Consider the following 24,565-nt stretch of genomic DNA (forward strand, 5'->3'; position numbering starts at 1 on the left):
CGGGGGTCAGGAGGCGAGGGTGGGGGACCAGTCGGCTCCGGGATTCGCTGTGCCGGGGGGATCGGTCAGCAGCAGCAGGCCGGGGGCCTGGTTGCGCAGCGCGAAGGTGCGGACCTCCGCCAACGCCACCTCCGCCGCGCTCCGGTCGTCCGCCCGTTCCAGCTCGCCCGCCGCCAGCGCCAGCGCCAGCATCCGGTCCGTGGTGTCCGGAATCTGGGCGTAGATCTCCGCGGCGGCCAGATGGAGCTGCCCGGCCCGCGCGTGGTCCCCCTCGGCGGCCACGACGGCCGCGCTGACCGTCCGTAGCGCCGCCTCCGCCCAGGGCGTGCGGTGGCCGACCCCGTCGAGCATCCCGCGCACCTGCCCGGCCGCGTCCCGTCCGGCGAGTGCGGCGGCGTACGCGGCCGCGGCGATCCACTCTCCGCTGGCGAGCGCCGGCACCGCCGACCATGTCCCGGCCAGCTCGTCGAGAAGCTCGGTCGCGTCCTTGTGCCGCCCCTGCAGCGCGCGGCACAGCGCGCCCAGGCCGAGGGTGGTCCAGTGCAGGCGGTGGAAGCCGCTGCGCCGGGCGGTTTCGAGCGCGTCGGTGACGTCGTCGCCGGGGGCGTCCACCGGCTCGGAGAGCGGCCGCGGCAGGCCCGCGCCGGAGGGCGTGACCGCCTCCTTCCCGCCCGGTACCGGCTCGCCCCGCAGCACCCGCAGGCAGGAGCGCAGGCCGCGGACCTGCATGTCCCAGCGCCCGGTCGGGGTGTCGACGAAGGCGTCGGCGGCGGTGAGCAGCTTGTCGAACTCGCCGGCGAAGTAGGCCCGCATCGCCTCCCCGGAGTATCCGGTCGCCAAGGTATGTCCACCGTGGACGCTGTCGGAGCCGTCCGTCAGCAGCTGGTCCGAGCGGAGCCAGTCGCCTTCCTCGCGGATCGCGTACGCCAGGTTCTGGATCGCGCGGGGCAGCGCGAGCAGTTGGTGGCGGCGGCAGAACTCGGTGGCGGAGTGCAGCTCGTCCAGCCCCACCCGGTCGCCGGCCTGGTAACGCGCCGCCGCCATCGTGATCCGCGCGTTGGTGCGCGCCTCGATCAGCCCCAGCCGCTCGGCGATGTCCGCGGCGATGCCGGCCGCGTTGATCGCCGCGTCGCGCTCGTAGTTGAGCATGTGCAGCCGGCCCAGTTCGGCGTAGGCGTCGGCCTTCTCCGCCGTGTCCGGCAGCGCCTCGAAGAGGGCGACCGCCCGGTCCAGGCACGACAGCGCGGCGTCCCGGTCGGCGCGCAGCCAGGCGGCCTTGCCGAGCAGGGTCCAGGCGCGGGCGGCACACGCCCGGTCGCCGAGGGCGTGGAGACGGTCGGCGAGCGCGGTCAACTGCTCGGTGCCGCCACCGGAGAGGAAGCCGGTGCCGTCCCGGTAGAACGAGATCTCCGTGCTGAGCAGCTCAAGCTGAAGCCGGCCGACCGGGTCGGTGTCGTCGGCGAGCGCAAGGGCGCGACCGGCGTGACTGGCCGCGGCGTCCAGCACGTGCAACGAGTACGCCCGGCGCGCCGCCCGGTGCAGCGCTTCGCGCGCCGCCGGGGCGTACCGGTCGGTGTCGACCCCCAACGTGCGGGCGATCTCGTGTGCGGCCCACCGGTGGTGGGCGAGCACCTCCGCCAGGTCGGTGTCCCGGGTGCGGGAGAGCCCGTCGAGCCAGTCGGCGGTCCGCTCGTGCCGGGCCACCCGCTCGGTGCGGGGGAGCCGTTGGTAACAGACGTCGCGGACCAGGACGTGGCGGAAGCGCAGCTCGGACTGCCCGGCCATGGTGGACGTGGGCTGCTCGTGCACGAAGTCGCGCTGCTCCAGCCGCCGCAGTGCGCGTTCGACCGTCTCGACGGGCCGGCCGAGGGCGGCGGCGACCGCCCCGGGCCAGAACTGCATGCCGACCACGGAGGCGGCCAGCAGAACCGTACGGTCCTGCGCGTCGAGCAGGTCGACCCGGTTGGCGATGACGGCGTGGACGCTGTCCGGCATCGGCAGGTTCTGGCTCTTCTCCAGCGACCATCCCCGCCCGGACTGCTGCAGTGCCCCCTGCTCGATGAGCATCCGGACGTATTCGTGGGCGTAGAGCGGGTTGCCGTCGGCGACCTCGACGAGCGGGCTGAGCAGATCGGCGGAGAACGCGGCCTGGCCGAACATGTGCGCGTAGAGCGAGGCGATGCCGGTGTTGCGCAGCGGCGGCAGGGTGATCGTCAGCGAACCGGCGATCGACCCCGCCCAGCTCGGATCCCGGTCGACCAGCTCCGGCCGGGCGGTGCAGAGCAGCAGCAACGGCACGTCCCGCGCGGAGCCGCCGAGCAGGTCGATGAAGCGCAACATCGTGTCGTCGGCCCAGTGCAGGTCCTCGAAGACCAGCACGGTCGGCTTGCGGGCGGCGAGCGCGACGAGGAACCGCCGCCACGCGGACTCGGTCTCCTCGGCGGGGAGCTTCGGACCGGAGAGCCCGACCAGCGGGCGCAGCGCGTCGGTCAGCCGGTCGGCCTCCAGGGGATCGACCAGTTCGGCGACCGCCGACTCGAGCCGTTGGGCGGCCGAGCCGGCGGTGTCGGTGTCGAGAATGCCCGCCTCGGCCTTGACGATGTCGGCGAGCGCGGCGAACGTGACGTTCTCCCCGAACGGAGGGCAGCGCCCGGTGCGCCAGGTCAACGGCTCGTCGATGAGCCGCTCCGCGTGCCGGAACAGCTCACGCACCAGGCGGCTCTTGCCGATCCCGGCCCGGCCCAGCAGCGTCACCACCTGCGGCAGCTGATCACGCATCGACCGGTGCAGCGCGTTGACCAGCAACCCCAGCTCGTGTTCGCGGTCGACCAGCGGGGTGACGTCGGGCTCGCGGTCGGGCTGCTGGCGCTGCACAGGCGCGAGCGCCAGCCACACCTCGGTGGGGGAGGAGCGCCCGCGGAGCGTGACGGCCGGCTGCTCCTCGTACTGGATCCCGGTCTTGGTCAGCGCGTAGCTGTTGCCGCAGACCAGTACCCCGCCGGGCGGCGCCACCGACTGTATCCGCGAGGCGGTGTTGACCACGTCGCCGGCGACGATCGCCTGCCCCCCGTCACGCGCCGCGGCCACGTCGACGAGCGCCTCGCCGGTGGCCACGCCGACCCGGAACCGCAGGCTGGCCCGTGCGCCCCCGCGCTGCTGTCCGGCCGGCCGGGCGTCCTGCGCGGGAGCGAACCGGGCGAGTACCCGCTGCAGCTCCAAACCGGCCCGTACGCACCGCAGCGCGTCGGTCTCGGTGGCGACCGGGGCGCCGAAGAGCGCCATCACCGCGTCGCCGATGTACTTCTCCACCACGCCGCCGTACTGCCCGACCACGCGCCGGGCGGCGGAGAAGAAGCCGGTCTGCATGGCCCGGACCAGCTCCGGATCGGACTGCTCGACGTAGGGGGTGAAGTCGATGAGATCGACAAAGAGGACACTCACCCGACGCCGGTCCTCCAGGGTGCCCGAGGCCGGTCGCGCCCCGTCCGCCACCGGGGCGCCGCAGGACGTGCAGAAGGCGGCGTCCGAGGGGAGCGGGTGGCCGCAGTGTTGGCAGGCGGACGCCAACTCCGCACCGCAGCCACCGCAGAAACGGTCCTCGTCGGCAGCGGTCCGGCCACACCGGGCGCATGGGGCGGGAATGCCGGCCTCCTGGCATGTCTCGGTCGGTCGGGATCGCGCACGGCGACCGTCGGGCCGCCAGTGCCGAGTATCGCGGGCGGACGCTCTGTCGTGAACCCGGCTGTTGGTTAATGGACAGTGCCCGTCCAGGGTGGTGCGGGCTACAGTCGGGCAGCCGTTGGTCACCACTAAAGAGGGAGATACGTCGATGGTTTACGTCCGGCTTGACGCGGAGTGGACCGATGGCGGAGGCGTTAGCCACGCCGCGGGGGAGATGGTGGACGTGGATGCGGCGACCCTGGCCGATCTCGAGTCCAAGGGCATCGTGCACAGCGACGGCACCAACTGGGCCGGCCCGACGGGCGACAATCCGACCGGGGGCAAGGAAGGAATCACCTGGGCGGGGCCGACCACCGACCCGCAGGCCTGGGCCGGGCCGACCAGCGACCGCCCCTGACGCGACCGGATCGAATGCGGGGCGGGCACGCCGTCGGCGTCCCGCCCCGAACCACGTCTGACGTCCTAGCGGTCGGCCATGCCCGCCCGGCGGCGCAGCGCCGACACGTCCGTGACCACGATCCGCCGCCCCTCGGTACGCAGCCAGCCCCGGCTGGCGAACGAGCCGATCGCCTGGTTGACGCTCTGCCGCGAGCCGCCGGCCATCTCGGCCAACTGACTCTGGTTGAGCTCGATCGTGATCATCGGCGCCTGGCTCTCCCCGGCCAGCCGGACCAGCGTCTTGGCGACCCGACCGGGCAGGTCGAGGAAGACGTGATCGGCGTTCTGCTCGGTGAGCCGGCGGATCAGCCCGCCGAGCGAGCGCATCACCGCGTCGAGGATGCGCGGGTTGGAGTGCACCAGGTCCATGAAGGCGCCCCGGGAGAGCGCGAGAGCCGTGCAGTCCTCGATCGCCTCCGCCGACGCCGAGCGGGTGGAGGCGTCCAGCAGCGAGACTTCGCCGAGCACGTCCGGAGGGCGGATCACCGACAGCACCGCGCGCTCGCCGGTCGGCGCGGTGCGGAACACCGCCACGGCGCCGCGCTTGAGCACGATGAGGGATTCGCCGGGGTCGTTCTCGACGAACAGCAACTGGCCTTTGCGGTAGGTGCGGGGCACCGCCGCGGCGATCACCCGTTGACGCACCTCGGGCTCGAGACCAGCGAACATCTCGACGCCGGTGAGCGCATCACCGGGATCCGGCAGGCGAACCTCCACGGTCCAACCCCTCCCCGGTAAGGACCACAGTCCTGCTCCGGACAATTCGTGTCGCCCGGAAGCAGGCGAACTAACAGCAGATACCACTCGTTGAGCGATATCAACATAGATCATGGCGGGCCTGTCGCGTGCTGTACACCCCCGGAATCATTTCTGTGACAGTCCTGTGCATCGTGCCCCGGCAGACTTCTTTCAGATCCGCCGGTGGGTGGGGGCCGTACGGGGGCTCGGCGGGTCGGGGCCGCGGGGATGCCGGGCCGGCCGGAGAGGCGTTGAAATCAGCTTCTCTCCGGCCGGTCGCCACTTATCACCGCTAAAACGGAGCTTTTGCATTATCGCCACGGAGAGCCGCGTGAGGGATAATTCCGCAGTGGCGTACGACGATGCGCTCCGCAGGGCGCTCCGCACCGGGTGGCACTGCGTTCCCGACCGCATCGCGCCCCTCGCCCGCGGCCTGACGTCACTTACCTGGCTGGTCGCCGTCGACGGTGAGGAATACGTCGCCAAACTCGTTCCGGCCCAGCGGCGTGCCCACTTCGAGGCCGGTCTGGCAGCCGCACACCATCTGCTGACCCGCGGGATCGACGCCGGGGCGCCCGTACGCACGCTCGCCGGCCGGCTCGTCGTCGACCTCGCCGAGGGGGCGTTGGCGCTGCTGCGCCGGGTGCCCGGCGGGACCGGCCGGACCGGCGTGATCGACTGGGGCTCCGCGGCGAGCGGCCCGCTGATGTTCGACGTGGCGTCCGCGGTGATGTACGCCGGCGGCCCGGACGTGGCCGGAGACCTGCTCGACGGCTACGCGGCGGCGGGGCCGGTGCCGCGCGACGAGATCGAAACGACGCTGCCGGTGCTGCTGCGCTTCCGCTGGGCGGCGCAGGCCGACTGGTTCGCCCGTCGCATCCACGAGGCCGACGTGACCGGGGTGCGCGACGCCGCCGACAACCTCGCCGGCCTGCACGCCGCCCGCGACGCCCTCGCCCGGATCGCCTGCGTCGAACGCTGATCCTCCTGTGCCGGGCGCTGATCCGTACGCGCCGGCCGCGCCCTCCGACGCCCGGGTGCGACCACTGACCGCCCCGCCGTCACTCGGCGTCCGCCGATCGGCAAGGATGGCGGTGATGGTCTACCGCTATTTCTACGACTGTGAGTTCATCGAGGACGGCCGGACCGTCGACCTGGTGTCGATCGGCGTCGTCGACGAGTACGGCCGCGAGTTCTACGCGGTCTCCACGGAGTTCGACGACTCCCGGGCGATACCGTGGGTGCGTCGCAACGTGCTCGACAAGCTGCCCTCGCCGGCCGACCGGGCGTGGCGGTCGCGGGAGCGTATCCGCGATGAGCTCTACGAGTTTCTCGTCGAGCCGCTGCGCGGCCGGCCGGGGGAGCAGATCGAGCTGTGGGCCTGGTTCGCGGCGTACGACCACGTGGTGCTCGCCCAGCTCTGGGGTGCGATGCCCGCGCTGCCACGGGAGATCCCGCGCTTCACCAAGGAACTGCGCCAGCTCTGGGACGACCGGGGGCGCCCGCCGCTGCCCGACGCGGAGTCCGGCCGGCACGACGCACTCGTCGACGCCCGCCACAATCTGGCCCGCTGGCACGCCATGCGCACCCGCTCCTGACCCCGAGATCCGCGTGATCAGGGAACGGCCCGCGTGTGTCGTCGGCGCGCCACGACGTCGGCTCCCTGATCACGCCGATCATCGCGCGTGGACCGCGTTCGCACCGTCGGGTCGCGAGGGAGAGAGATCGTCCAACGTGGTGGCCCGCCGCCTTGCCGGACGACTACAGTGCGCACTGACGGCCCGCCCCGGGCCGGCAACGACGCCGATGGTCTGACCTGACTGCGTACCTGGGGCTTGAATGGGCTTACCTCGAGTTCCTGGAGGATGAGCAGATCATGCGTATCGGCGTGCTCACCGGCGGCGGCGACTGCCCAGGTCTGAACGCGGTGATCCGAGCGGTGGTGCGTAAAGGCGTCGCTGAGTACGGACACGAGTTCATCGGCTTCCGCGACGGCTGGCGGGGTCCGTTGGAGGGGGTCAGCAAGCCCCTCGGCATCGCGGAGGTCCGGGGCATCCTGCCCCGCGGCGGCACCATCCTCGGCTCGTCGCGCACCAACCCGTTCAAGATTGACGGCGGCGTCGAGAAGATCAAGACCAATCTCGCGGAGCAGGGCGTCGACGCGCTGGTCGCGATCGGCGGCGAGGACACCCTGGGGGTCGCGACCAAGCTGCACGAGCTCGGCGTCAACGTCGTCGGGGTGCCGAAGACGATCGACAACGACCTCGGCGCGACGGACTACACCTTCGGCTTCGACACCGCGGTCAACATCGCGATGGAGGCGATCGACCGCCTGCACACCACGGCGGAGAGCCACCACCGCACGCTGGTCGTCGAGGTGATGGGGCGGCACGCCGGCTGGATCGCCCTGCACGCCGGGCTCGCCGGCGGCGCCAACGTGATCCTTCTGCCGGAACGGCCGTTCGATGTGGACCAGGTCGCGGGCTACGTCGAGAAGCGCTTCCAGCACCAGTACGCCCCGATCGTGGTGGTCTCCGAGGGCGCCCACCCGATGGAGGGCCAGATGGTGGTGCAACACCAGCAGCTGGATTCGTTCGGCCACGTGCGTCTCGGCGGCATCGGCCAGTGGCTGGCCGAGCAGATCGAAGCGAAGACCGGCAAGGAGGCCCGCACGGTCGTGCTCGGCCACATCCAGCGCGGTGGCACGCCGACGGCGTTCGACCGGGTGCTCGCCACCCGGCTCGGGCTGCACGCGATCGACGCCGCGCACGAGGGTGACTGGGGCAAGATGGTCGCCATGCAGGGCACGGACATCGTGCGGGTGCCGTTGGCCGAGGCGACGCGCGAGCTGAAGACCGTGCCGCTGGAGCGCTACAACGAGGCCGAGGTCTTCTTCGGCAGCTGACCGACCAAGGCCGACCCCGTCGATCAAGGGCAAACTCCCACGGTCTGATCTTCAATCGTGTGAACTAACCCTTGATCGACGGGGAAGTCCTTGATCGACGGAGGCCGCGGCGGGGTCGTGGCGGTGATCAGCGGGGGTGCGGAACGTGAATGAGGGGACGGACGCGGTCATGCCGGGAGTAGTGGTGCCGGGAGCGCACACGGTCGCGGTGATCGGCACCGGAAAGATCGGCGAGCTGATGCTCTCCGGGCTGCTGCGCGCGGGCTGGCCGGCCGCCAAGCTGCTCGCCACCGCCCGCCGGGAGGAGCGCGCCGCCGAACTGGGCGCCCGCTACGGCGTACGCATGGTCGACAACTTCACCGCGGTCGACGAGGCGGAGGTGCTCGCGATCGCGGTCAAGCCGCAGGACGCCGCCGGTCTGCTGGACGAGATCGGCCCGAAGGTCCCCGCCGACAAGCTGGTGATCTCGCTCTGCGCCGGCCTGCCGACCAGCTTCTTCAACCGCCGGCTCCCCGACGGGACCCCGGTCGTCCGGGTCATGACCAACACCCCGGCGCTCGTCGACGAGGCGATGACCGCGATCTCCGCCGGCCCGCACGCGACCGCGGCGCACCTGATGCTCGCCGAGGAGATGTTCAAGCCGCTCGGCGCCACCATCCGGGTGCCCGAGTCGCAGCAGGACGCCGTCACGGCGCTCTCCGGATCCGGCCCGGCCTACTTCTACCTGCTGGTCGAGGCGATGATCGACGCCGGCATCCTGCTCGGGCTGCCGCGTCAGGTGGCGCACGATCTGATCGTGCAGACCGCGATCGGTTCGGCGGTCATGCTGCGTGACTCCGGCGAACACCCGGTCAAGCTGCGCGAGGCGGTCACATCGCCCGCCGGCACCACCATCTCCGCCATCCGCGAGCTGGAAAACCACGGGGTCCGCGCGGCGCTGCTCGCCGCGTTGGAGGCCGCCCGGGACCGGGCGCGGGAGCTGGCCGAGCAGAACCTCTAATAGGTTCATTCATGTTTCACCCCCTTCCCACCGGGGATGCCGCGCTACTACCTTCACCACAACGAGTAGCGATATCGGCACTCTCGGAGGTGGATCATGCGGCGTCCAGCGATCATCCTCGGCATTGTGGCGGCGGCGCTGATGGTCTCCGCTCCGGCATCGGCCTTCGCTCACGACAAGGCCACCAACCCGGCCCTGCACGCCGCGCTGGACGTGCTCGTACTCGCCGTGGTCACCGCGCCGCTCTGGACCGCGTACCTCTGGGGTGGCCGTCGGCGCGGACTGCTGCTGGCGCTGGTCGCCATGGTCCAGGCGCCGGTCGCGGTGATCGCCTTCGTGCCGATCGTCCACCCGCTGGTGCACGCGGTCTCGCTCGTCCTGGCGCTCGGCCTGACGGTCGCGTCTCTGATCTTCGTACGCCGGTCCGCGCCTTCCCCCGCGGCCGCGTCGGAGCCGGTCTAGCGGCGTGTCCGGCTGATCGTGCCGGATTGCCGTCCGGGCCCGTTTCGCGGCGGGTTGGTCGGCCGGACACGCGCTAACGGCTCCCGGGGCAATGTGGATCTACGGCGTCACCGGTGCCGGCGGCGGCACGCCGGGATCCGCCCTCCCCCTCGGTACGGCGGGTGGGCGACCGGGTGCGGTCGGCAGCACATGGCCGTTGATCGTCAGCGCCGTCACCCGCCCGCCGTCGCGAGCCTTCGCAACCGGGGGACAGCCCGGCCGGGGCGGCCCCCACGATCCGTCGGAACGGCGCAGCGCGGTGAACCGGCAGTGCGGTTCGCCGACGTACCCCCACGCCATGAAGAGCTCGACCCCGGCGTAGCGGTAGACGCCGACGGTCCGCACCCGCGACCCGGCCGCGCGGCGGTGGAACGTGGCCGACAGACCCGGCACGACCACGCCCTCAAGATCGACATCGGTCACGACCTTGTGCGGCCGATACTCCGACAGATCCGGCAGGGTCACATGCCTCCAACGAGTCGCCCCTACGGCGCGACGCGACCGCCGACGCCGGCGATGAGCGGTGGGCGGTTGCGCCTCCGTTTCCGGGACGTCGTCAGCCGAGCACGTCCGTGTGACCCCGTTCCAGGTACACCGTCGACCACGTGACGACACCCGCGGCGGTGGCGTCACCGACGCCGCTGGCCAGGACCTCCCCGGTCTGCGGGTCGATGAGCAGATACTCCCGGCCCTGGTCGCCGGGGCTCGGCTGAGGACTCCGGCCACCGCCGGCCGAGACCGCGATGCCGCTGCGTCCGGCGGGATCGGTCTGTTCGCCGCGGCAGGTCACCCCCTCCGTTCCGGCGAGGAACCGCAGCACAGCAGCCCGGTGCGCAGAGTCCAGAACCCGCTGGCTGTTCAGGCCCGCGACGCCGACGAGCGCCTGCGACGGACCGTTCTCCCGCGGTTGGTACAGCGCCTGCTCCATCGCTGCCGGATTCGCGGCGGGCAACACGGTGACGGTGAAGTCTCCGGAGCGTAGGTCCTTCGTCTCGCTACCCGCCTTCGGCCCGATATCCGGGTGCTGGGCGTAGAAACTCCGCGACGCCTCGTCCGGGTACGTCGGCGCCCCGCGAACGACGCGCATGCGTCCCGACCCGTCGGCCGCGAGCCACTGCGATGTCTCATGGCTGAACAGTGCCGTGGCGACGCCGGTGGGTCTACCCGGCATCTGGATCTGATAGCCGCTGTGCCCTGTCATGTGGAGGTACTCATACCGTCCGGTCCGCCCGTCGTACGACGTGGCTCGCAGACCGTCCGCGATCGGCGTCAGGCAGTCGGCCGGGACCCGGGTGGTATCCGGAACGATGGAGGGCGCGGGCGATCCGGGCGGTCCGGGGGTGGGCTGCAGGACCGTGATCGCGGTCGCCACGACAACGATGGCGCCGCAGGCGGCACCGACGACGGCGAGCCGCGAACCCCGTGGCCGCGCCGGCACGACAGCGGCGTGGGGAGTGATGTCGGCGCGGGCGAGTAGGAGGAGCGCCTCGACATCACCGGCCCCCACCTGCGCCCCACGCGCCGGGTCAGCCGCTTCAAGTAGTTCCCGCACCCGCTTGCTCATCGCGCTCCTCCCAGCTGGCTGATGATCGAAGGGGTCGGTTCGGATCGCTCCCGCACCATCGCGGTGAGCCGCCGCCGTGCCCGGTGCAGCCGCACCTTGGCCGTGGCCGGACCGCAGCCCAGGACCAGCGCCGCCTCGCCCACCGACAACTGCTCCCAGCCGACCAGCCGCAAGATCTCTTGATCGTCGTCGGACAGGCGGAAGAGCGCCGAACGCACGTCGACCAGCCGCACGACGCCGTCATGCCGGTCCAGCGCGACCGTCTCGGTCAGTTCCACGGACGGGGGTACGGCCCGCTGCGCCCGCCAATGGTTGGCCAGCACTCGACGGGCGACCCCGTACAGCCAGGGAAGGGTCCGCGCCGGCACCTCCCACCGGCGCCGCCAGGTCACCAGGAACACCTCCTGGGCCAGTTCCTCGGCCGCCGTCGGGCCGTCGAGCCGGCGCAGGCCATAGCGCACGACGTCCGGATAGTGCCGCGCGTAGAGCCCGCGGAACCAGTCCGTCTCCCGGTCGTTGACTTCCCTCATACCCATACTTGTGTCAGCCGCCGGCCGGACGTTACGGACCGCATGGTCAATTTTCCGGAGCACGCGCAGCGGCCTGCACAGCTCGGGCGATCGACTCAGGTACGGCTATCCCGGCACAGTGGGGGCAAATGCACCCGGCCGGATGGACCATACTGGCGGGCGTGTTCACCCTCGCCCAGGCGCGCCACCTGATGGCGACGCTGCGCCCCCGGATAGATGAGCTGATCAACCTCCGCGCGGACCTGACCGAGTTGCGGGCCGACCTCGCCGACGGCGGCACCAGCCCGCTCGGCGGAGTGCCCGAGGTCAAGGCGCTGGAGGCCCGGATCTACGCGATTCTGGAGGAGCTCAACGGGCACGACATCCAGGTCAAGGGCTTCGCGCCGATGCTGCTGGACTTCTCCGGCGAACGCGACGGACGACCCGTGCTCTGGTGCTGGCTGGAGGGGGACGAGGAGATCCGGTGGTACCACCGGGTCGAGTGCGGCTTCTCCGGCCGCCGCCCGGTCTGACCCGTCAGGGCGTAACGCCCGGAAGGCGGCGGCTGCGCCAGTGGGCGACCGTCTCGATCAGCGCGTCCCACGGCACGAACGGCGGCGCGTCGCCGGTGGCGAGACGTCCGGGGTCGAAGAGCACGCTGACCCGCCAGGACCGCAACCGCGCGACGCTCTCGGTGAAGGCCGGATGCCGGGCCAACGCCGCGGTGGGCGTCGGCGCGGCCGCGAGCGGCAGACCGAGGCCGACCGCTTCGTTGAGCAGGCCGAGCGCGAGCGTGTCGCTCGCTCCGTACGCCCACTTGTTGATCGTGTTGAAGGTGGCCGGCGCGACCACCATGGCGTCGGGCGGCGGGAGCACGTCCGGCTCGTCCGGATGCTTGTAGTCGTGTCGCACGGGATGGCCGGTCAGGTCGGCCAGCGCTACCGGGTCCATGAACTTGAGCGCCGACGGGGTGGCCACGACGCACACGTCCCACCCCTCGTCCTGGCACGACTTGGCGAACGGACCCAGCTCACCGGCGGGCCGGCCGCCGCATGCGATGACGTACAGGACTGGTCGTGGTGCTGTTCCGGTCACTCCCGCTCCCTACCGCGTCGGCGCTCGATCCCTCGGTGCCGCTGGGTGGCATTCTCCCGCGCCAATGGCCCTTCGCGGGCCGACATGGGCATCATCCCTGCGTGGTCTTGCAACGGAATACGCGGATGGCGCTCGTGTTACCGCCAACGGTCACGGAGCAGGAAGAAGCGTCGTAGGCGCTAGAGCAGGTTTCGTGCTGGTGCAGTTCGCGGGCGGAGAAGCACGTCGAAGAGCGGCGCGTGCTCCCAGTTTGGACACAACTCTGCGACTTTCTGCCAGCCCCACTTGGCGTACGTGGCTTGCGCCGGTTCGTTGTCGGGACGGGCGAGCAGGGTGGCCCGCTCCTCGGGTCGGCTGTTGAGCAACTCGTCATGCAGTGCCTTGGCAATGCCCCGTCGACGCCATGTTGGCCGGACCAACAGCTCGCTGAGTGCGAACGTGCGCCGGCCGGTCTCATGGGTGAAGTCGTCAGGTACCGGCGTCTGCAGCCCTTCCCACCAGCGTGTCCCACGCGGCAGGGGAAAGCCGTAGATGTACCCGATCATCTCGTCGCCGAGACTCGCCGCCACCTGGCTCCAGCCCGGCACGTTCATGTGCGCCGCTAATTGGCGGCGGTAGCGGTCCTCGCTGTAAAACGGGCCGTCATCCTCGTGGGCTTCGAGGTAGACCGCGACCAGTTGGTCGACTACCGGCTTTGCGCTGTCAACGTCATGGTGCGCGAAAGTCAGTTCGTGGTTCATGAGCTCATTGGGCCGTAGGATGGGCGGCAGATGGGTGGACTGCACCAAAACTTCTGATTCCGTTGACCAGGTAGCACGGGAAACCCTCTGCCGCCGCCGCGATGGACGCCGTGACGCGGGCCGCGACGTAGGGGCGAAGTAAGGACTTCGCTGCTTTTGGTGAGCAGAACTGATAGCCCGTCAGTTCGTCGTCCGTCAGCCGGAGGCTACTGATCTGCGCGTTCGTCAGCGTCCCACCGTCGAACACGAACATGAGGCTGTCGTCCCACGGTCCGTGCGGGGCGACCCAGTCGACCACCAGAACGGTTTGCAGCCTCAACTGAAGTCCGAGTTCTTCCCGTAATTCGCGCTGCGCCGCCCCGTGCGGAGCTTCGTTGGCCTCGGCCATGCCCCCTGGAAGATCCCAGTCCGGTTTGTACCGCGGATTCACCAGCAGCACCTCGCCCCGGTCGTTGCGGATCAGCACGTCCGCACCGACGCGTTTCCGCGCCTGTCTCGCGTTGCCCTCCGCGAGGTGGGCGTGCCACGCCGCCGGGTCACGTTCGAAGAGTGGACGGTCATCCATCAGCTGGCTCGCCCTGAATCGTGGCCTCGTGGAGCGCGTGAACCGAAGCGATCCATGCTTGCTCGCGCACGACACTGCGGAGGCGGTCCAGGAGTGGCGTGACATGTGGCGACGTCGTGGTGTGCGGCGCGAGTAGCATCCCGACGTGGTCGAGGTGGTCTCCGATGATCGCCGAACCAAGCCCGGCGACGACTCCTAATGTTTCTTCAACCAGCGAGCAAGCTTCGTCCAGTTCACCCCTGCCGAGGAGCGCGGTGACGAGCATCAGTTGAGCGAACGCCCGGCTCCTGACGCGGACAGCAGGCGTATGGGCGAGTGCATCCTCTAGTCGTCTCCGCGCCTCGGCAAGGTCACCTATGCGCAGGAAGAAGCGAGCCGCTTCGATGGCGAAAGATGCGGTGTCGAATGGGCTCAGCCAGTCGGAAGTCACGCACGTCTCTCGCTGAAGAGCCTTCTCCGCCTCCGCGAGGACGGTAGCCGCTTCTGCAACCCTTCCTCCAGATGCCAGGCCGCGTGCCTGCATGGCAAGGAGTTTCGATTGGAGACGGCCGTGTGGCGGCCCGCTTCCGAGATGTCTCAATCCGTCCTGCGCGAATGAGATGGCCGCCCTGGAATTACCGTGATGGCACGCAAAGTGACTGATGCTGGCGGACGCCTGCGCGGCGAGTTGATGATCGCCGCTGTGCCCCGCGAGCGCCATCGCACGGTACAGATGTTTCCGCGCCGGGCCGGCCGCAGCGGAGTCATGGGCCATCCATCCCGCCATCTCGTTCAAAGACGCCGTAGCGGCGAGGAGTTGCTTCGGTGCGAACGCCGCGGGGAGTTGCTGTGGAGATAGATCGCCAGTGTCAGCCAGGTAGGCCGTCACCGATGCATAGAGGTGCCCGCCACCAACCTGCCGGTCAGCGCTACGCAGTGACCGAATGAAGTGCAGATGGGCTTCGGGTGAAGGCATTTCACGCGCGTTCCCTCGTGCGTGGTGGTCGCGGTTCGGCGACGTCCCCGGCGGTAGGGCGATCCACAGCAGGTCCTGCGGCATGTCGAGGAGCCTGGCCCATGCGGCAAGCCGATCAATATGGCGTAGGGCGGGGCCGTTCTCCAGTCGACTGAGCTGCGCCTGCGTTTGCCCCATCCAGCTAGCCACGACCTCCTGCGGGAGCGGACGGGCGCCGTGAATCGGGTGATGGCGGTAGACCTTGATGACGCGGCCGATGTGGCGACTCGCGAATGCCGCTCGGAACTCCTTCGTGCGCCAGAAACCTGGCGGCAACGGCGGGGGAGCCAGGAGCCGGCGTCGCTGCTCCTGGCGGCAACCGCCGCAGGTGCCCGTGCGATTGTCGTGCGCTAACCGCGTCCCACACGCGCAGTACAGCGTCCTTCGCTGCCTCGGCATCGCGTACCTCGAACATCAGTGGAGCGCTGATAGAACGCAGCAAGGCTATCCAACCTATGCGCCGTGCGTATATGTCGCATCAGCGTCCCGTCATTCTGCCCGTACAGCATCCGCCCCACGATCGAGGCACGGCCCGGGGCGGGTGCCGGGCTCCGGCAGCCTCCTGCTCCCCACCCCAGGAGAGTCGACCCCGCCCGCCTCGGTGCCGCTCCATTGTCGACTTCAGGGAGGCGGATCGTGGCGGTGCTAGTGGTGGATCCGATTGGGGACGCGCTGGGGGAGTTCCCGGTGGTCGAGCCCGTCTCGGACGAGGATGCGCGGTTGGCTGTACGCGCGGTCGTGGTGCACGCCGCCGAGGAGTGGCCGGCCGGCACGATCTGCCGCAACGACCGGGCGCCGCATCCGTGCCGGCTGGCGCGCTGGGGCTGGCGGGTGCTGCTCGCGGCCGAGGTTCCCGCGGAGCGGATCGGGGAGCTGGCGGACAAAGGCGACCCGGACGCGTCGCCGTGGGCATGACCGGGCGGGCGTACCCGATGACGGCGGAGTGGTTCGACCGGTTGGGCGGCGCAGCCGGGGTGCGGGACGCGGTCAGGTGGTGGCTGCGGCTGGTGGCGGCGGACGCCGAGCTGGCGCCGTACCTGGTCGGGGTGGAGGTGTCGCGGCTGGCCGGGCATCTGGCGCTGCTGCTGACGGCGGCGCTGGGTGGGTCGACCGGCGACATCGCGCGCCCGGTGACCGAGGCGTGGCAGGGATTGGGGTTGAGCGAGGGGCATCACCGCCGGGTGCTGGACTATCTGGCCGGGGTGCTGTGGGCGATGGACCTGCCCGCCGCGGGAATCGCCGCCGTCGCGCGCGCCTTCGCCGACGGGACGACGCCGTGACCCGGCTCGGGCAGAGCTGGGCGACCGTGAGCGCCGCCGCTGACCAGGCCGCCTGTCAGTTCTGCGCTGCGGTGCAGGGCTGCCATCGGGGGCTGCCGGTGCTCATTCCGCCGGGGGAGCGCGGCGAACTCTTCGCGGCGCTCGGTCAGCTCGCCGCCCGCATCGGCACCCCGGCGACCCGCGCGGCGCTGCGGACCGTGCTGGCCCGCGTCCACCGCCGGGCCGGGCTGCTGCCGGCGCACTACGTGATGATCGGCGAGGCGCTGCTGGAGACGCTTCGGTACCAGCTCGGTCCATCGTGGACGCCGACGTTGACGGAGGAGTGGAAGCGGGCGTACCAGTCGGCCAGCCTCGCGCTGATTCGTGCCGCCGCCGACGCGGGCGACGGCGGCCCGGCCTGGTGGCCGGCCGAGGTCGTCGGCCACCAGCGGCCCGCGACGGGCATCGCGATCCTGACGGTACGGCCGGAGCCGCGCCTGCCCTTCCGGCCCGGCCAGGCGATCCCGCTGCACACGGAGCGTCGGCCGGGGCAGTGGCGGTGGTACTCGCCGGCCAACGCCCCGCGCCCCGACGAGACGATCGAGCTGCACGTGCGGGCCGTCGACGGCGGGCAGGTGTCGGGCGCGCTCGTCCACGACGTACGCCCCGGTGAGATCGTGCGGCTCGGCCCGGCGGCCGGGCGCGGCCTGACGCTCGACGGGCCGCCCCGCCGCGACCTGCTGCTCATCGCCGGCGGCACCGGGCTGGCGCCGCTGCGGGCGTTGGTCGAGCAGCTCGCCGCCGGCAACCCCGCCGACCGTCGGATCACGCTCGTCGTCGGCGCGCGCACCCTCGACGAGCTGTACGACTCGATCACGCTCGACGCACTCCAGCGCGCCCATCCCTGGCTGACCATGCTGGTCGCGTTCTCCGACGACGCGTTCGTGCGCACGCGCGAGCGCGGGACCGCGACGTGGATGGCGCTGACGCGCGGGCGTTGGGACGACCATGACGTGTACGTCTGTGGCCCGGAGGCGATGGTCGCGGACGCGCGGGCCCGACTGACGGCGGCCGGGGTGCCAGCGGATCAGGTGTACCTGCCGGACGCTTTCGAGGAGGAGCCGGATGGCGACGTACCGCAGTAGTAGCGCGTGCGGCCGGCTCACTCCGACGCCATTGGGCTGTACGGGCCAGAACGCAGCATCATCGCCGTAGCGCGGCTGCGCCCGATGGTCGCGCCTACCTCGATCTGTAGAACCTGGCTCGACGTAGCCGTCGCCCTACCGCAGCGTGGAGCGGGTCGCTAAGTATCGCCAGGTGCGGCTCGCGCCACTGGCCGAGCTCCTCAACGGATACCTTTACTGAACTGTGCAAGCCCTGAAGCGGGTTTTGTTGGGCTTACTGTCGTGTCGCCCGCGCCGATGGTGCTCAGTGAGTGCCGGTCCCGGTGAGGACGCCGGACTCGAGGATGATCACGGCGCCGATGAGCATGAAGACGCCGGGCACGATCCAGTGTCCGTAGCGCTCGACCACCGTGATGACGTTCTTGTGCGAGCCGAGCCAGGAGCCGGCTAGGCACCAGGCGGCGATCCCGATGGTGAACACGGCGACGGTGATCAGGCTGTTGGTCAGGCCGATGGTGCGGAACATGGGGGTGTAGACGGAGATGTTGTCCGCTCCGTTGGCGATCGTGATCCCGGCGACCGAGATTAGCCCGGTCGCGACTGCCGGCGAGGGTTGTTCGTTGTCGCCTCGGCTGCGGATCGCCGCGATCAGTCCCTTGACGCCGAGGGCGAAGGGGATCAGGCCGAGGAGGCCGACCCACCGGTCGGGGACGATGGTCAGGCCGAGGGCCGCGACGGCGGAGATGGCGACGAGCAGGGCGACGCCGGCGTACTGACCGGTCCAGATCTGCCAGGGGCGAGGTTTGCCGGTGGCTCGGAAGGACAGGAAGAGCACGGTGAGCACGATGATGTCGTCGATGTTGGTGCCGGCGAACACGGCCACCGCGGCCCCGATGGTTCCGAGCGCATCTCCCATGATCGAGGACTCTAGTTCGGTGGTCCGTGGCCTTCGCGGCTACCGCGGGTGACCAGCGCGGTGCGCCGCGTCGACGGTGCCCGTGCAGACGGAGCGGCGGCCGGACGCGGCCTGGTGCTCGACGGGGACTGCCCCCGGTTGTCGGGTAACACGGGCGCCGATCGTTGATTTTCGGTGCGCGTATCCGACGTCGACGCATGGGGATGCATGCATATTTAGATGTTCGACCCATGTCGCGACGGCGACGGTTCCTGATCGGATGCCAGAACGGTATCAGTCGATCAACCAAGGAGGCATCGTGCGCACACCATCGCGTGCGTCCGCCGGGACCACAGCGCTGCTGGTCGCAGCCGCGCTGGTCCTGGCCGCCGGATCCGGCAGCCAGGCGGCACCAGGGGGCCGACCGGCGGCCGAAGCCGAGCCAGTACAAGTCCCGGGCGACCATGCCCAGGACAAGAGCAGGGACAACCGCAAGGGCAGGGTGTCGCCCACGGCGCGGCAGCGGGACCGGGCCGACGCGCTCGGCGCCCGGGCCCGCTGGACCTCGTTCGGCACGCCCTCGACGCTCACCTCCACCGGCAAGCCTCTGGCGACCGGCCTACCGGCCGAGCCCGTCGCCGGCGCCCGCGCCTACGTCGACGCCAACCGCGAGCTGCTGGGCCTCTCCGCGGACGGCGCCCAGTCGCTGGAGCTGCTGACCGTCGCGCCGATGGGCGAGGGTGCCACCGTCCTGTTCCGGCAACGCTTCGGAGATCTCCCGGCGGCGGTCGACGGCATCCTCTCCGTCGGACTGCGTAAGGGGACCGTCTGGCACGTCTCCTCGTCGCTGGCCCGCGATGGCGCGGCGCCCGCACCGGCGACCTTGTCGCAGACGCGGGCCGAGGAGATCGCCAGGAGCGACGCCGGCCTGCCTGCGGCGCGGATCCTCCGTACCCAGTTGGTGGCCGTGCCGACCGCCGACCGCGGCCCCCGGGCGGCCTATCAGGTCGTGCTCGGCGCCGACCTGTCCGGTGCGGAGCCGGAAGCCTTCACCAGCTACGTCGACGGGCGCGACGGAGATGTGCTGGTGCGGGAGAACCTGGTGGACCACCACGGCGACAACCCGGAGTGGGAGGTCTTCCCCAACTCGCCGTCGACCGACTACTCGTCGAAAGACACCCGGGACCGCTGGTGCTTCGCGCCGAGACCGGGCTGTGACGAGGTGGTCCGCACCTCCGCCTCGCCGCTGCCCTGGGACGTCGACCCGGTGACCGGCCAGTCGACCAACACGACCCGCGGCAACAACGCGATCGCGGTGCACAACTGGTTCAGCAACGACGCGTTGACCGTCGGCACCGAGACGGCGACCGCGCGGCCGAACCGCGACTACCGGTACCCGTGGACGAACCAGTGGTACGAACAGAAGTGCAACCCGGAGGTGTTCAACTCGCCTCAGCGCAACGACCTCGACGCGGCCCGGGCCAACCTGTTCGCCATGCACAACCGCATGCACGACTGGTCCTACCACCTCGGCTTCACCGAGGCCACCTGGAACATGCAGAACGACAACTCCGGCCGGGGCGGCCTCGGCAACGACCCGGAGCAGGGCAACGCGCAGGCCGGTGGGGTCAGCGGCGGGCCGCCGGACTTCGCGGCCCGCGACAACGCCAACCAGATCACCTTCCCCGACGGCGTCGCTCCGATCACCAACATGTACCTGTGGCAGCCGATCGCCGGTTCCTTCTACGCCCCCTGTGTGGACGGTGACTACGACATGTCGGTCATCGCCCACGAGTACACCCACGCGATCACCAACCGGATGATCGCCGGCCCGAGCGCCGGGGTCAGCTCGCCGCAGGGGATGAGCGAGAGCTGGTCCGACCAGCTCGCTATGGAGTACCTCTACGAGCACGGGTACGCCCCGGCGGGCCGCCGCGGCTTCACCATCGGCGAGTACGCCACCGGCGACGCGGGCGCCGGCATCCGCAACTACAACATGAGCGTCAGCCCGCTCAACTACAGCCACATCGACTACGACTTCGTCGGGCTGCAGGTGCACGCCTCGGGCGAGGTGTGGAGCGCCACCAACGTCGACATCCGCAGCGCGATGATGCGGCGCTACGGCGCCGGCAACTCGCTCCTGCAGAAGGCGTGCGCGAAGGGCATCGTCCCGGTCACCGCCTGCCCCGGCAACCGGCGCTGGATTCAGCTCGTGTTCGACTCGTTCCTGCTGATGGCGGTCAGTCAGGTCAGCATGGTCGACGCTCGGGACGCGATGCTCGCCGCCGACCGGATCCGCTTCGGCGGAGCGAACCAGGACCTGCTCTGGAACGCGTTCGCGCAGCGCGGCCTCGGCGAGGGCGCCAGCAGCATCGGGCACACCGACGTCGACCCGGTGCCGAGCTTCGCGTCGCCGCACGCCAAGGAGGCGACGGTGCGGTTCCGGCCGGTGGGCGACCGTGCGGCCATCGCGGGTGCGCAGTTGTTCGTCGGCGACTACCAGGCCCGGGCGGTGCCGGTGGCCGACACGGATCCGGCGACCGCGCTGACCGGCGAGGTCAAGCTGGTGCCGGGCACGTACGAGTTCGTCGCCCGGGCGCCGGGACGCGGACATGTCCGGCTCGGCCCGGTCACCGTCAAGGCCGGCCAGGTACGCGACCTTCCGGTGGAGATGCGCCTCAATCTGGCCTCGGGCGCGGCCGGCGCAGCAGTCTCCGGTGACGGCATCAACCTCGACAAGGTCGTCGACGACGATGAGGCGACGAACTGGGCGTCGCTCAACAGTCCGGTCGCGGGCAAGCAGGTGACGGTTGACCTGGCCGGTGGCGCCCAGCAGGTGGGTCGGGTCCAGGTCAGCGCGATGCTGAGGCCGACGATTCCGACCGACGCCGACAACGGCAACCAGAGCCGGTTCTCCGCGCTGCGGCAGTTCCGGGTCCTCGCCTGCGAGGCGAAGGGTGCTGTCACCTGTTCGGCCACGGCCGACTTCCGCCCGGTCTACACCAGCCCGGTCGACGCGTTCCCCTCGGTCGCGCCACGCCCCCGGGCGCCGGAGCTGATCATCCGGTCGTTCGACATCCCCCGCACCACGGCGACCCACCTGCGGTTCGAGGTGGTCACCAACCAGTGCACCGGGGCCCCGGACTACGCCGGCGAGCAGGACGCCGACCCGCGCGCCAACACCGACTGCACGACGGCGAGCCCACAGGCGCTGAACGTGCGCGTGGCGGAGTTCCAGGCGTTCGCCAAGTAACCCGACGAACGGGATAAGGCCAGGGGGCGTACCGGAAGGTGCGCCCCCTGCGCCGTCCGAGCTCTCGTATCTGGCCCGAACTAACATCCGTCGGCTCGAGAGCTGGCCTCCGGCCAACGACTCGGCGTGAGGAGCGGCTGTGAGCAGGGCGGCGGCGACGGGCGCACGGAGCGAGCAGATCCCCGCCGCTTGACAGAACCCCTAGGGACACCTCCCCAGCGGCATCTCACACGGCGGCTGCCGTACTAGCCGTCGCAGGTGCTGGCGAGGCCGGCGAGCAGCACGCGCAGCCCGTACTCGAATTGCTGGTCGTGGTCCTGCTTGGCGAGTTCCGCGCCGACCTCGCGGACGGTGGGCAGGAGTCGGCCGACGGAGACCTCGTTCAGCGAGCCCTCGGGCGGCTGGGCCGCGGGGTGGCTGCCGAAGTAGTCGCGGAGCTCGAACTGCAGGCTGCCCAGGACGTACGCGGTGACGATCCGGTACGCGCGGGCGGTCTCGGCGGGGTCGAATCCGGCGGCGCGCAGGGCGCGGAAGCCGCCCTCGACGAAGGCGAGCGCATCCGGGGTACGGGGCGGAAAGCGTCCGATCAGCGGGGCGGCGTTCGGGTGCCGCAGCGCGCTGCGCCGTAGCGCGCACATCATGTGTCGGATCACCGCCTGCCAGTCGAGCGTGGCGGCGGGCGGCTCGACCTCGCCGAACAGCAGTTGGGTGACCGCCTCCAGCACCGTGTCCTTGTCGGGGAAGTGGTGGTAGACCGCCATCGGTCCGGTGCCGAGTTCGGTGGCGAGGCGGCGCATGGTCAGGCCGTCGATGCCCTCGGCGTCGATGACGGTGAGCGCGGCGGACGCGATGGAACGTTCGGTCAGTCGCCGTACGGCCATATCGACCCTTTCTGTACAACCGAAATTCCTAAACGTACGGCGTACGTTTCCGACGGTACGGGCGAATCAATTCCTCGGGCGCGCCCCGACCCCGTACCTCCACCAAAGGTGATGCCATGTCCGCTCACTTCTCCACACCGCCCGATCGCCATGCACGCGGGCTCCTGGCACGCCTGATCGGCGATCGTTCGCTCAACACAAAGATTTTGCTGATCATTGGTGTGATGACGGCGGTCGCTGGAACCATCGGCGTGTTGTCGGTCAACCGGATGAGCCAACTGAACGACGAGGTCACGCAGGTCTACGAGAGCGGCCTGCTGCCCGTCCAGCGCATCGACAAGGTGATGCTGGACATCGCCGAGGGACGCCGCAACGTGCTCAACCACGCCGTGGCGCTGTCCGACGAGGACAAGGACACGTACGAGGAGACGATCCGGAAGCTGGACGACCAGCTCAATACCGACCTCGACGCGTACGCGTCGAACACCACGGTGGCCCAGCTGGTTCCGCAGGTGCGTGAGGCGTGGGCGAACTACGCGAAGGTCCGCGACGAACAGATGTTGCCGGCGAGCCGGCGGGACGACATGGCCGGGTTCTCGAAGATCCGCGACGAGGTTGCCGCGCCGCATGCCCAAAAGGCGGCGGAGACCGCGCAGCAGATCGCCGATGCGGAGAGCGTCGACGCGAAGCGGCGCCTGGACAAGGCGCGCGCGGCGTACTCGTCGGCCCGCACCACGACGATCGTGGTCCTGGTCACCGGTGTGTTGATCGCGCTGGTGTTCGGCCTCTACATCGCCCGGATGATCGTTGAGGCGGTCCGCAAGGTGGCACATGTGGCGGAGGGCCTCGCCGAGGGGGACCTCACGCGCAGCGCCGGGGTGCGGCAGCGCGACGAGGTCGGCCGCATGGCCGGCCAGCTCGACACGGCCACGCACCGGCTGCGGGAGGCCATCGGCCGGATCGGCGGCAACAGCGAGACGCTCGCGGGCGCCGCCCAGGAGCTGTCCGCGGTGAGCACGCAGATCGCCGGCAGCGCCGACGAGGTCAGCGGGCGGGCCGGCGCGGTGGCGGCCGCCGCGGAGCAGGTCTCGCGCAATGTGGAGACGGTGTCGGCCGGCGCCGAGGAGATGGGCGCGTCGATCCGCGAGATCGCCAACAACGCGACCGACGCCGCCAGGGTGGCCCAGACCGCGGTCGAGGTCACGGAGTCCGCGAACGCGACCGTGACCAAGCTCGGCGAGTCCAGCGGCGAGATCGGGAACGTGGTCAAGCTGATTACCTCGATCGCCGAGCAGACCAACCTGCTGGCGCTCAACGCCACGATCGAGGCGGCCCGCGCCGGCGAGCTCGGCAAGGGCTTCGCCGTCGTCGCCAGCGAGGTCAAGGACCTGGCGCAGGCGACCTCGCGGGCGACCGAGGACATCTCCGGGAAGATCGGGGCGATCCAGGGCGACGCGCAGGCGGCGGTGGAGGCGATCCGGCGCATCGCCGAGGTCATTGACAAGATCGACGGCTACTCGTCCACTATCGCCTCCGCGGTCGAGGAGCAGACCGCGACGACCAGCGAGATCAGCCGTAACGTCGCGGAGGCCGCGAGCGGCACCACCGAGATCGCTCAGAACGTCACGAACGTCGCGACGGCCGCCGGGGCGACCAGTCTCGGAGTCGGCGAGTCCCGCAAGGCCGCGGAGCAGTTGGCGCAGATGTCCAGCGAGCTGCAGCAGCTGGTTGCCGGGTTCCGGATCTGACGTACGCCGGGGGCGGCGTTCCGCGCCGTCCCCCGGCCACTGCCGACCTGACGCGGCGGGCGCGGCCGACGACTGTCACGCGGCGATGGCCGGCACGCCATGGGTGGCTTGGACCGGGTCAGGGCTCTCGCGGTGTCGAACGCGAACTGTTGATCAAGGTGCCCGATCAAGGATCGGTCGGCTCCGGGATGCTCTGGAAGCCGCTCGCGCGAGTGAGATAGGACCGTGTGCCGCGCCGGACGATGTCTCCGCGCACGGAAACCTGCAGCATCTCCTGATGGGCGCGAACCGCCGTCTCGTAGTCGCTGCCGGCAAGCTCCACCCAGATCCGTCGCAGCCGATCGTCGCCTTCAGTCGTGCCGGCGACGGTCACCTCGCCTGCCGCGGACCCCTCGCGATAGAGCCACACGACGTTACCGACGACCAGCGAGTCTTCTTCGGCGGAGCGTGCCCGCAGTTCCTGTGCGGCCGACGCGTGGCTGCGCCTCAGAAGCGGTAGGCAGTTGCCCCAGGACGTGACGCTGCTGGAGCATGAGCTGGCCGAATCTCGCTACTATCGCGATCATCCGGGCGCTACCTATCAGGAGGCGCACGCGGCGGCCAACGAGATGTCCAACTGGCAACGGCAGATTCCTGATCCGACGTTCGAAGACTTTGCGGAGCCCTGGGGGTAAC

25 protein-coding genes are annotated in these 24,565 nt (G+C 70.5%); 13 read left to right on the plus strand and 12 right to left on the minus strand.

Features of this window, described 5'->3' with window-relative positions:
- Positions 1-6: 6 nt before the first annotated feature.
- Entirely contained in the window at positions 7-3,642 is a 3,636-nt protein-coding gene (locus AB0J06_RS12410; RefSeq protein WP_357427775.1) for an adenylate/guanylate cyclase domain-containing protein, read from the minus strand.
- Between the two features lie 187 nt (positions 3,643-3,829).
- Between AB0J06_RS12410 and AB0J06_RS12415 the strand changes: the two genes are divergently transcribed.
- Positions 3,830-4,078 (plus strand): hypothetical protein, encoded by a 249-nt coding sequence (locus tag AB0J06_RS12415; protein WP_357427634.1) that lies wholly within the window; start codon positions 3,830-3,832, stop codon positions 4,076-4,078.
- A 65-nt stretch (positions 4,079-4,143) separates the two neighbouring features.
- On the opposite strand, the gene AB0J06_RS12420 is transcribed toward AB0J06_RS12415, so the two are convergent.
- Entirely contained in the window at positions 4,144-4,836 is a 693-nt protein-coding gene (locus AB0J06_RS12420) for a Crp/Fnr family transcriptional regulator (RefSeq protein WP_357427636.1), read from the minus strand.
- Between the two features lie 370 nt (positions 4,837-5,206).
- On the opposite strand from AB0J06_RS12420, the gene AB0J06_RS12425 reads away from it, so the two are divergent.
- The 5 genes from AB0J06_RS12425 (at position 5,207) to AB0J06_RS12445 (ending at position 9,224) form a co-directional block, all read left to right on the plus strand.
- Entirely contained in the window at positions 5,207-5,839 is a 633-nt protein-coding gene (locus AB0J06_RS12425) for a phosphotransferase (protein ID WP_357427638.1), read from the plus strand.
- Positions 5,840-5,954: 115 nt separating this feature from the next.
- The gene (locus AB0J06_RS12430; RefSeq protein WP_357427640.1) at positions 5,955-6,455 is read left to right on the plus strand and encodes a polyadenylate-specific 3'-exoribonuclease AS; all 501 of its coding nucleotides are present in this window, start codon (positions 5,955-5,957) and stop codon (positions 6,453-6,455) included.
- Positions 6,456-6,733: 278 nt separating this feature from the next.
- Positions 6,734-7,762: a 6-phosphofructokinase gene (locus AB0J06_RS12435; RefSeq protein WP_357427642.1), complete on the plus strand. Its 1,029-nt coding sequence runs from the start codon at positions 6,734-6,736 to the stop codon at positions 7,760-7,762.
- A 169-nt stretch (positions 7,763-7,931) separates the two neighbouring features.
- Positions 7,932-8,762 (plus strand): pyrroline-5-carboxylate reductase, encoded by an 831-nt coding sequence (proC, locus tag AB0J06_RS12440; protein ID WP_357427777.1) that lies wholly within the window; start codon positions 7,932-7,934, stop codon positions 8,760-8,762.
- 96 nt (positions 8,763-8,858) lie between these two features.
- Positions 8,859-9,224 (plus strand): hypothetical protein, encoded by a 366-nt coding sequence (locus tag AB0J06_RS12445; RefSeq protein WP_357427644.1) that lies wholly within the window; start codon positions 8,859-8,861, stop codon positions 9,222-9,224.
- Between the two features lie 99 nt (positions 9,225-9,323).
- Here AB0J06_RS12445 and AB0J06_RS12450 read toward each other — a convergent pair whose 3' ends face one another.
- The 3 genes from AB0J06_RS12450 to AB0J06_RS12460 all read right to left on the minus strand — a co-directional run bounded on the left by AB0J06_RS12450 (position 9,324) and on the right by AB0J06_RS12460 (position 11,357).
- On the minus strand, positions 9,324-9,728 hold the full coding sequence (locus tag AB0J06_RS12450) for a hypothetical protein (RefSeq protein ID WP_357427646.1): 405 nt from the start codon (positions 9,726-9,728) through the stop codon (positions 9,324-9,326).
- A gap of 91 nt (positions 9,729-9,819) precedes the next feature.
- Positions 9,820-10,827 (minus strand): CU044_5270 family protein, encoded by a 1,008-nt coding sequence (locus AB0J06_RS12455; RefSeq protein WP_357427648.1) that lies wholly within the window; start codon positions 10,825-10,827, stop codon positions 9,820-9,822.
- The gene (locus AB0J06_RS12460; protein WP_357427650.1) at positions 10,824-11,357 is read right to left on the minus strand and encodes a sigma-70 family RNA polymerase sigma factor; all 534 of its coding nucleotides are present in this window, start codon (positions 11,355-11,357) and stop codon (positions 10,824-10,826) included. The genes AB0J06_RS12455 and AB0J06_RS12460 overlap by 4 nt, the downstream gene beginning before the upstream one ends.
- A 161-nt stretch (positions 11,358-11,518) precedes the next feature.
- On the opposite strand from AB0J06_RS12460, the gene AB0J06_RS12465 reads away from it, so the two are divergent.
- Entirely contained in the window at positions 11,519-11,869 is a 351-nt protein-coding gene (locus AB0J06_RS12465) for a DUF2203 domain-containing protein (RefSeq protein WP_357427652.1), read from the plus strand.
- A gap of 4 nt (positions 11,870-11,873) precedes the next feature.
- On the opposite strand, the gene AB0J06_RS12470 is transcribed toward AB0J06_RS12465, so the two are convergent.
- From AB0J06_RS12470 to AB0J06_RS12485, 4 genes are all read right to left on the minus strand, one after another.
- Positions 11,874-12,431, minus strand: coding sequence for a flavoprotein (locus AB0J06_RS12470; RefSeq protein WP_357427654.1), 558 nt, complete (start codon positions 12,429-12,431; stop codon positions 11,874-11,876).
- A 179-nt stretch (positions 12,432-12,610) separates the two neighbouring features.
- Complete coding sequence (locus AB0J06_RS12475) at positions 12,611-13,171, minus strand: GNAT family N-acetyltransferase (RefSeq protein ID WP_357427656.1); 561 nt, start codon at positions 13,169-13,171, stop codon at positions 12,611-12,613.
- A 4-nt stretch (positions 13,172-13,175) separates the two neighbouring features.
- A complete protein-coding gene (locus AB0J06_RS12480) occupies positions 13,176-13,736 on the minus strand; it encodes an NUDIX hydrolase (RefSeq protein WP_357427658.1) in 561 nt (186 codons plus the stop codon).
- Positions 13,729-14,880 carry a DNA-binding protein gene (locus AB0J06_RS12485; RefSeq protein ID WP_357427660.1) on the minus strand — a complete coding sequence of 384 codons (1,152 nt, stop codon included), beginning with the start codon at positions 14,878-14,880 and terminating at the stop codon, positions 13,729-13,731. Before AB0J06_RS12485 ends, AB0J06_RS12480 begins: the two co-directional genes overlap by 8 nt.
- 486 nt (positions 14,881-15,366) lie before the next feature.
- On the opposite strand from AB0J06_RS12485, the gene AB0J06_RS12490 reads away from it, so the two are divergent.
- Genes AB0J06_RS12490 through AB0J06_RS12500 form a run of 3 tightly spaced genes read left to right on the plus strand, consistent with a single transcriptional unit; the run spans position 15,367 to position 17,134 of the window.
- The gene (locus tag AB0J06_RS12490; protein WP_357427662.1) at positions 15,367-15,645 is read left to right on the plus strand and encodes a hypothetical protein; all 279 of its coding nucleotides are present in this window, start codon (positions 15,367-15,369) and stop codon (positions 15,643-15,645) included.
- On the plus strand, positions 15,642-16,010 hold the full coding sequence (locus tag AB0J06_RS12495) for a hypothetical protein (protein ID WP_357427779.1): 369 nt from the start codon (positions 15,642-15,644) through the stop codon (positions 16,008-16,010). The genes AB0J06_RS12490 and AB0J06_RS12495 overlap by 4 nt, the downstream gene beginning before the upstream one ends.
- Positions 16,007-17,134, plus strand: coding sequence for an FAD-binding oxidoreductase (locus AB0J06_RS12500; RefSeq protein ID WP_357427664.1), 1,128 nt, complete (start codon positions 16,007-16,009; stop codon positions 17,132-17,134). Before AB0J06_RS12495 ends, AB0J06_RS12500 begins: the two co-directional genes overlap by 4 nt.
- 283 nt (positions 17,135-17,417) lie before the next feature.
- On the opposite strand, the gene AB0J06_RS12505 is transcribed toward AB0J06_RS12500, so the two are convergent.
- Complete coding sequence (locus AB0J06_RS12505) at positions 17,418-18,029, minus strand: cadmium resistance transporter (protein WP_357427666.1); 612 nt, start codon at positions 18,027-18,029, stop codon at positions 17,418-17,420.
- 298 nt (positions 18,030-18,327) lie between these two features.
- On the opposite strand from AB0J06_RS12505, the gene AB0J06_RS12510 reads away from it, so the two are divergent.
- Entirely contained in the window at positions 18,328-21,261 is a 2,934-nt protein-coding gene (locus tag AB0J06_RS12510) for a M36 family metallopeptidase (RefSeq protein WP_357427668.1), read from the plus strand.
- Positions 21,262-21,506: 245 nt separating this feature from the next.
- Here AB0J06_RS12510 and AB0J06_RS12515 read toward each other — a convergent pair whose 3' ends face one another.
- On the minus strand, positions 21,507-22,142 hold the full coding sequence (locus AB0J06_RS12515) for a TetR/AcrR family transcriptional regulator C-terminal domain-containing protein (RefSeq protein ID WP_357427670.1): 636 nt from the start codon (positions 22,140-22,142) through the stop codon (positions 21,507-21,509).
- Positions 22,143-22,258: 116 nt separating this feature from the next.
- Between AB0J06_RS12515 and AB0J06_RS12520 the strand changes: the two genes are divergently transcribed.
- On the plus strand, positions 22,259-23,890 hold the full coding sequence (locus AB0J06_RS12520) for a methyl-accepting chemotaxis protein (RefSeq protein WP_357427672.1): 1,632 nt from the start codon (positions 22,259-22,261) through the stop codon (positions 23,888-23,890).
- 166 nt (positions 23,891-24,056) lie between these two features.
- Here the strand turns inward: AB0J06_RS12520 and AB0J06_RS12525 are convergent, their stop codons facing one another.
- On the minus strand, positions 24,057-24,263 hold the full coding sequence (locus AB0J06_RS12525; RefSeq protein WP_357427673.1) for a hypothetical protein: 207 nt from the start codon (positions 24,261-24,263) through the stop codon (positions 24,057-24,059).
- A 142-nt stretch (positions 24,264-24,405) separates the two neighbouring features.
- Between AB0J06_RS12525 and AB0J06_RS12530 the strand changes: the two genes are divergently transcribed.
- The gene (locus AB0J06_RS12530) at positions 24,406-24,564 is read left to right on the plus strand and encodes a hypothetical protein (RefSeq protein ID WP_357427675.1); all 159 of its coding nucleotides are present in this window, start codon (positions 24,406-24,408) and stop codon (positions 24,562-24,564) included.
- The last annotated feature ends 1 nt before the right edge of the window (position 24,565 follow it).

Source organism: Micromonospora sp. NPDC049679, from assembly GCF_040659735.1.
Classification (GTDB): domain Bacteria; phylum Actinomycetota; class Actinomycetes; order Mycobacteriales; family Micromonosporaceae; genus Micromonospora_I.

Excerpts from the sequence above, each read along its gene's own strand:
- AB0J06_RS12515 (WP_357427670.1), bottom strand. The coding sequence starts at position 22,142 with ATGGCCGTACGGCGACTGACCGAACGTTCCATCGCGTCCGCCGCGCTC.
- AB0J06_RS12495 (WP_357427779.1), top strand. The coding sequence starts at position 15,642 with ATGACCGGGCGGGCGTACCCGATGACGGCGGAGTGGTTCGACCGGTTG.
- AB0J06_RS12445 (WP_357427644.1), top strand. The coding sequence starts at position 8,859 with ATGCGGCGTCCAGCGATCATCCTCGGCATTGTGGCGGCGGCGCTGATG.
- AB0J06_RS12415 (WP_357427634.1), top strand. The coding sequence starts at position 3,830 with ATGGTTTACGTCCGGCTTGACGCGGAGTGGACCGATGGCGGAGGCGTT.
- AB0J06_RS12435 (WP_357427642.1), top strand. The coding sequence starts at position 6,734 with ATGCGTATCGGCGTGCTCACCGGCGGCGGCGACTGCCCAGGTCTGAAC.
- AB0J06_RS12475 (WP_357427656.1), bottom strand. The coding sequence starts at position 13,171 with ATGAACCACGAACTGACTTTCGCGCACCATGACGTTGACAGCGCAAAG.
- AB0J06_RS12505 (WP_357427666.1), bottom strand. The coding sequence starts at position 18,029 with ATGGGAGATGCGCTCGGAACCATCGGGGCCGCGGTGGCCGTGTTCGCC.
- AB0J06_RS12430 (WP_357427640.1), top strand. The coding sequence starts at position 5,955 with ATGGTCTACCGCTATTTCTACGACTGTGAGTTCATCGAGGACGGCCGG.
- AB0J06_RS12520 (WP_357427672.1), top strand. The coding sequence starts at position 22,259 with ATGTCCGCTCACTTCTCCACACCGCCCGATCGCCATGCACGCGGGCTC.
- AB0J06_RS12480 (WP_357427658.1), bottom strand. The coding sequence starts at position 13,736 with ATGGATGACCGTCCACTCTTCGAACGTGACCCGGCGGCGTGGCACGCC.
- proC (WP_357427777.1), top strand. The coding sequence starts at position 7,932 with ATGCCGGGAGTAGTGGTGCCGGGAGCGCACACGGTCGCGGTGATCGGC.
- AB0J06_RS12460 (WP_357427650.1), bottom strand. The coding sequence starts at position 11,357 with ATGAGGGAAGTCAACGACCGGGAGACGGACTGGTTCCGCGGGCTCTAC.
- AB0J06_RS12455 (WP_357427648.1), bottom strand. The coding sequence starts at position 10,827 with ATGAGCAAGCGGGTGCGGGAACTACTTGAAGCGGCTGACCCGGCGCGT.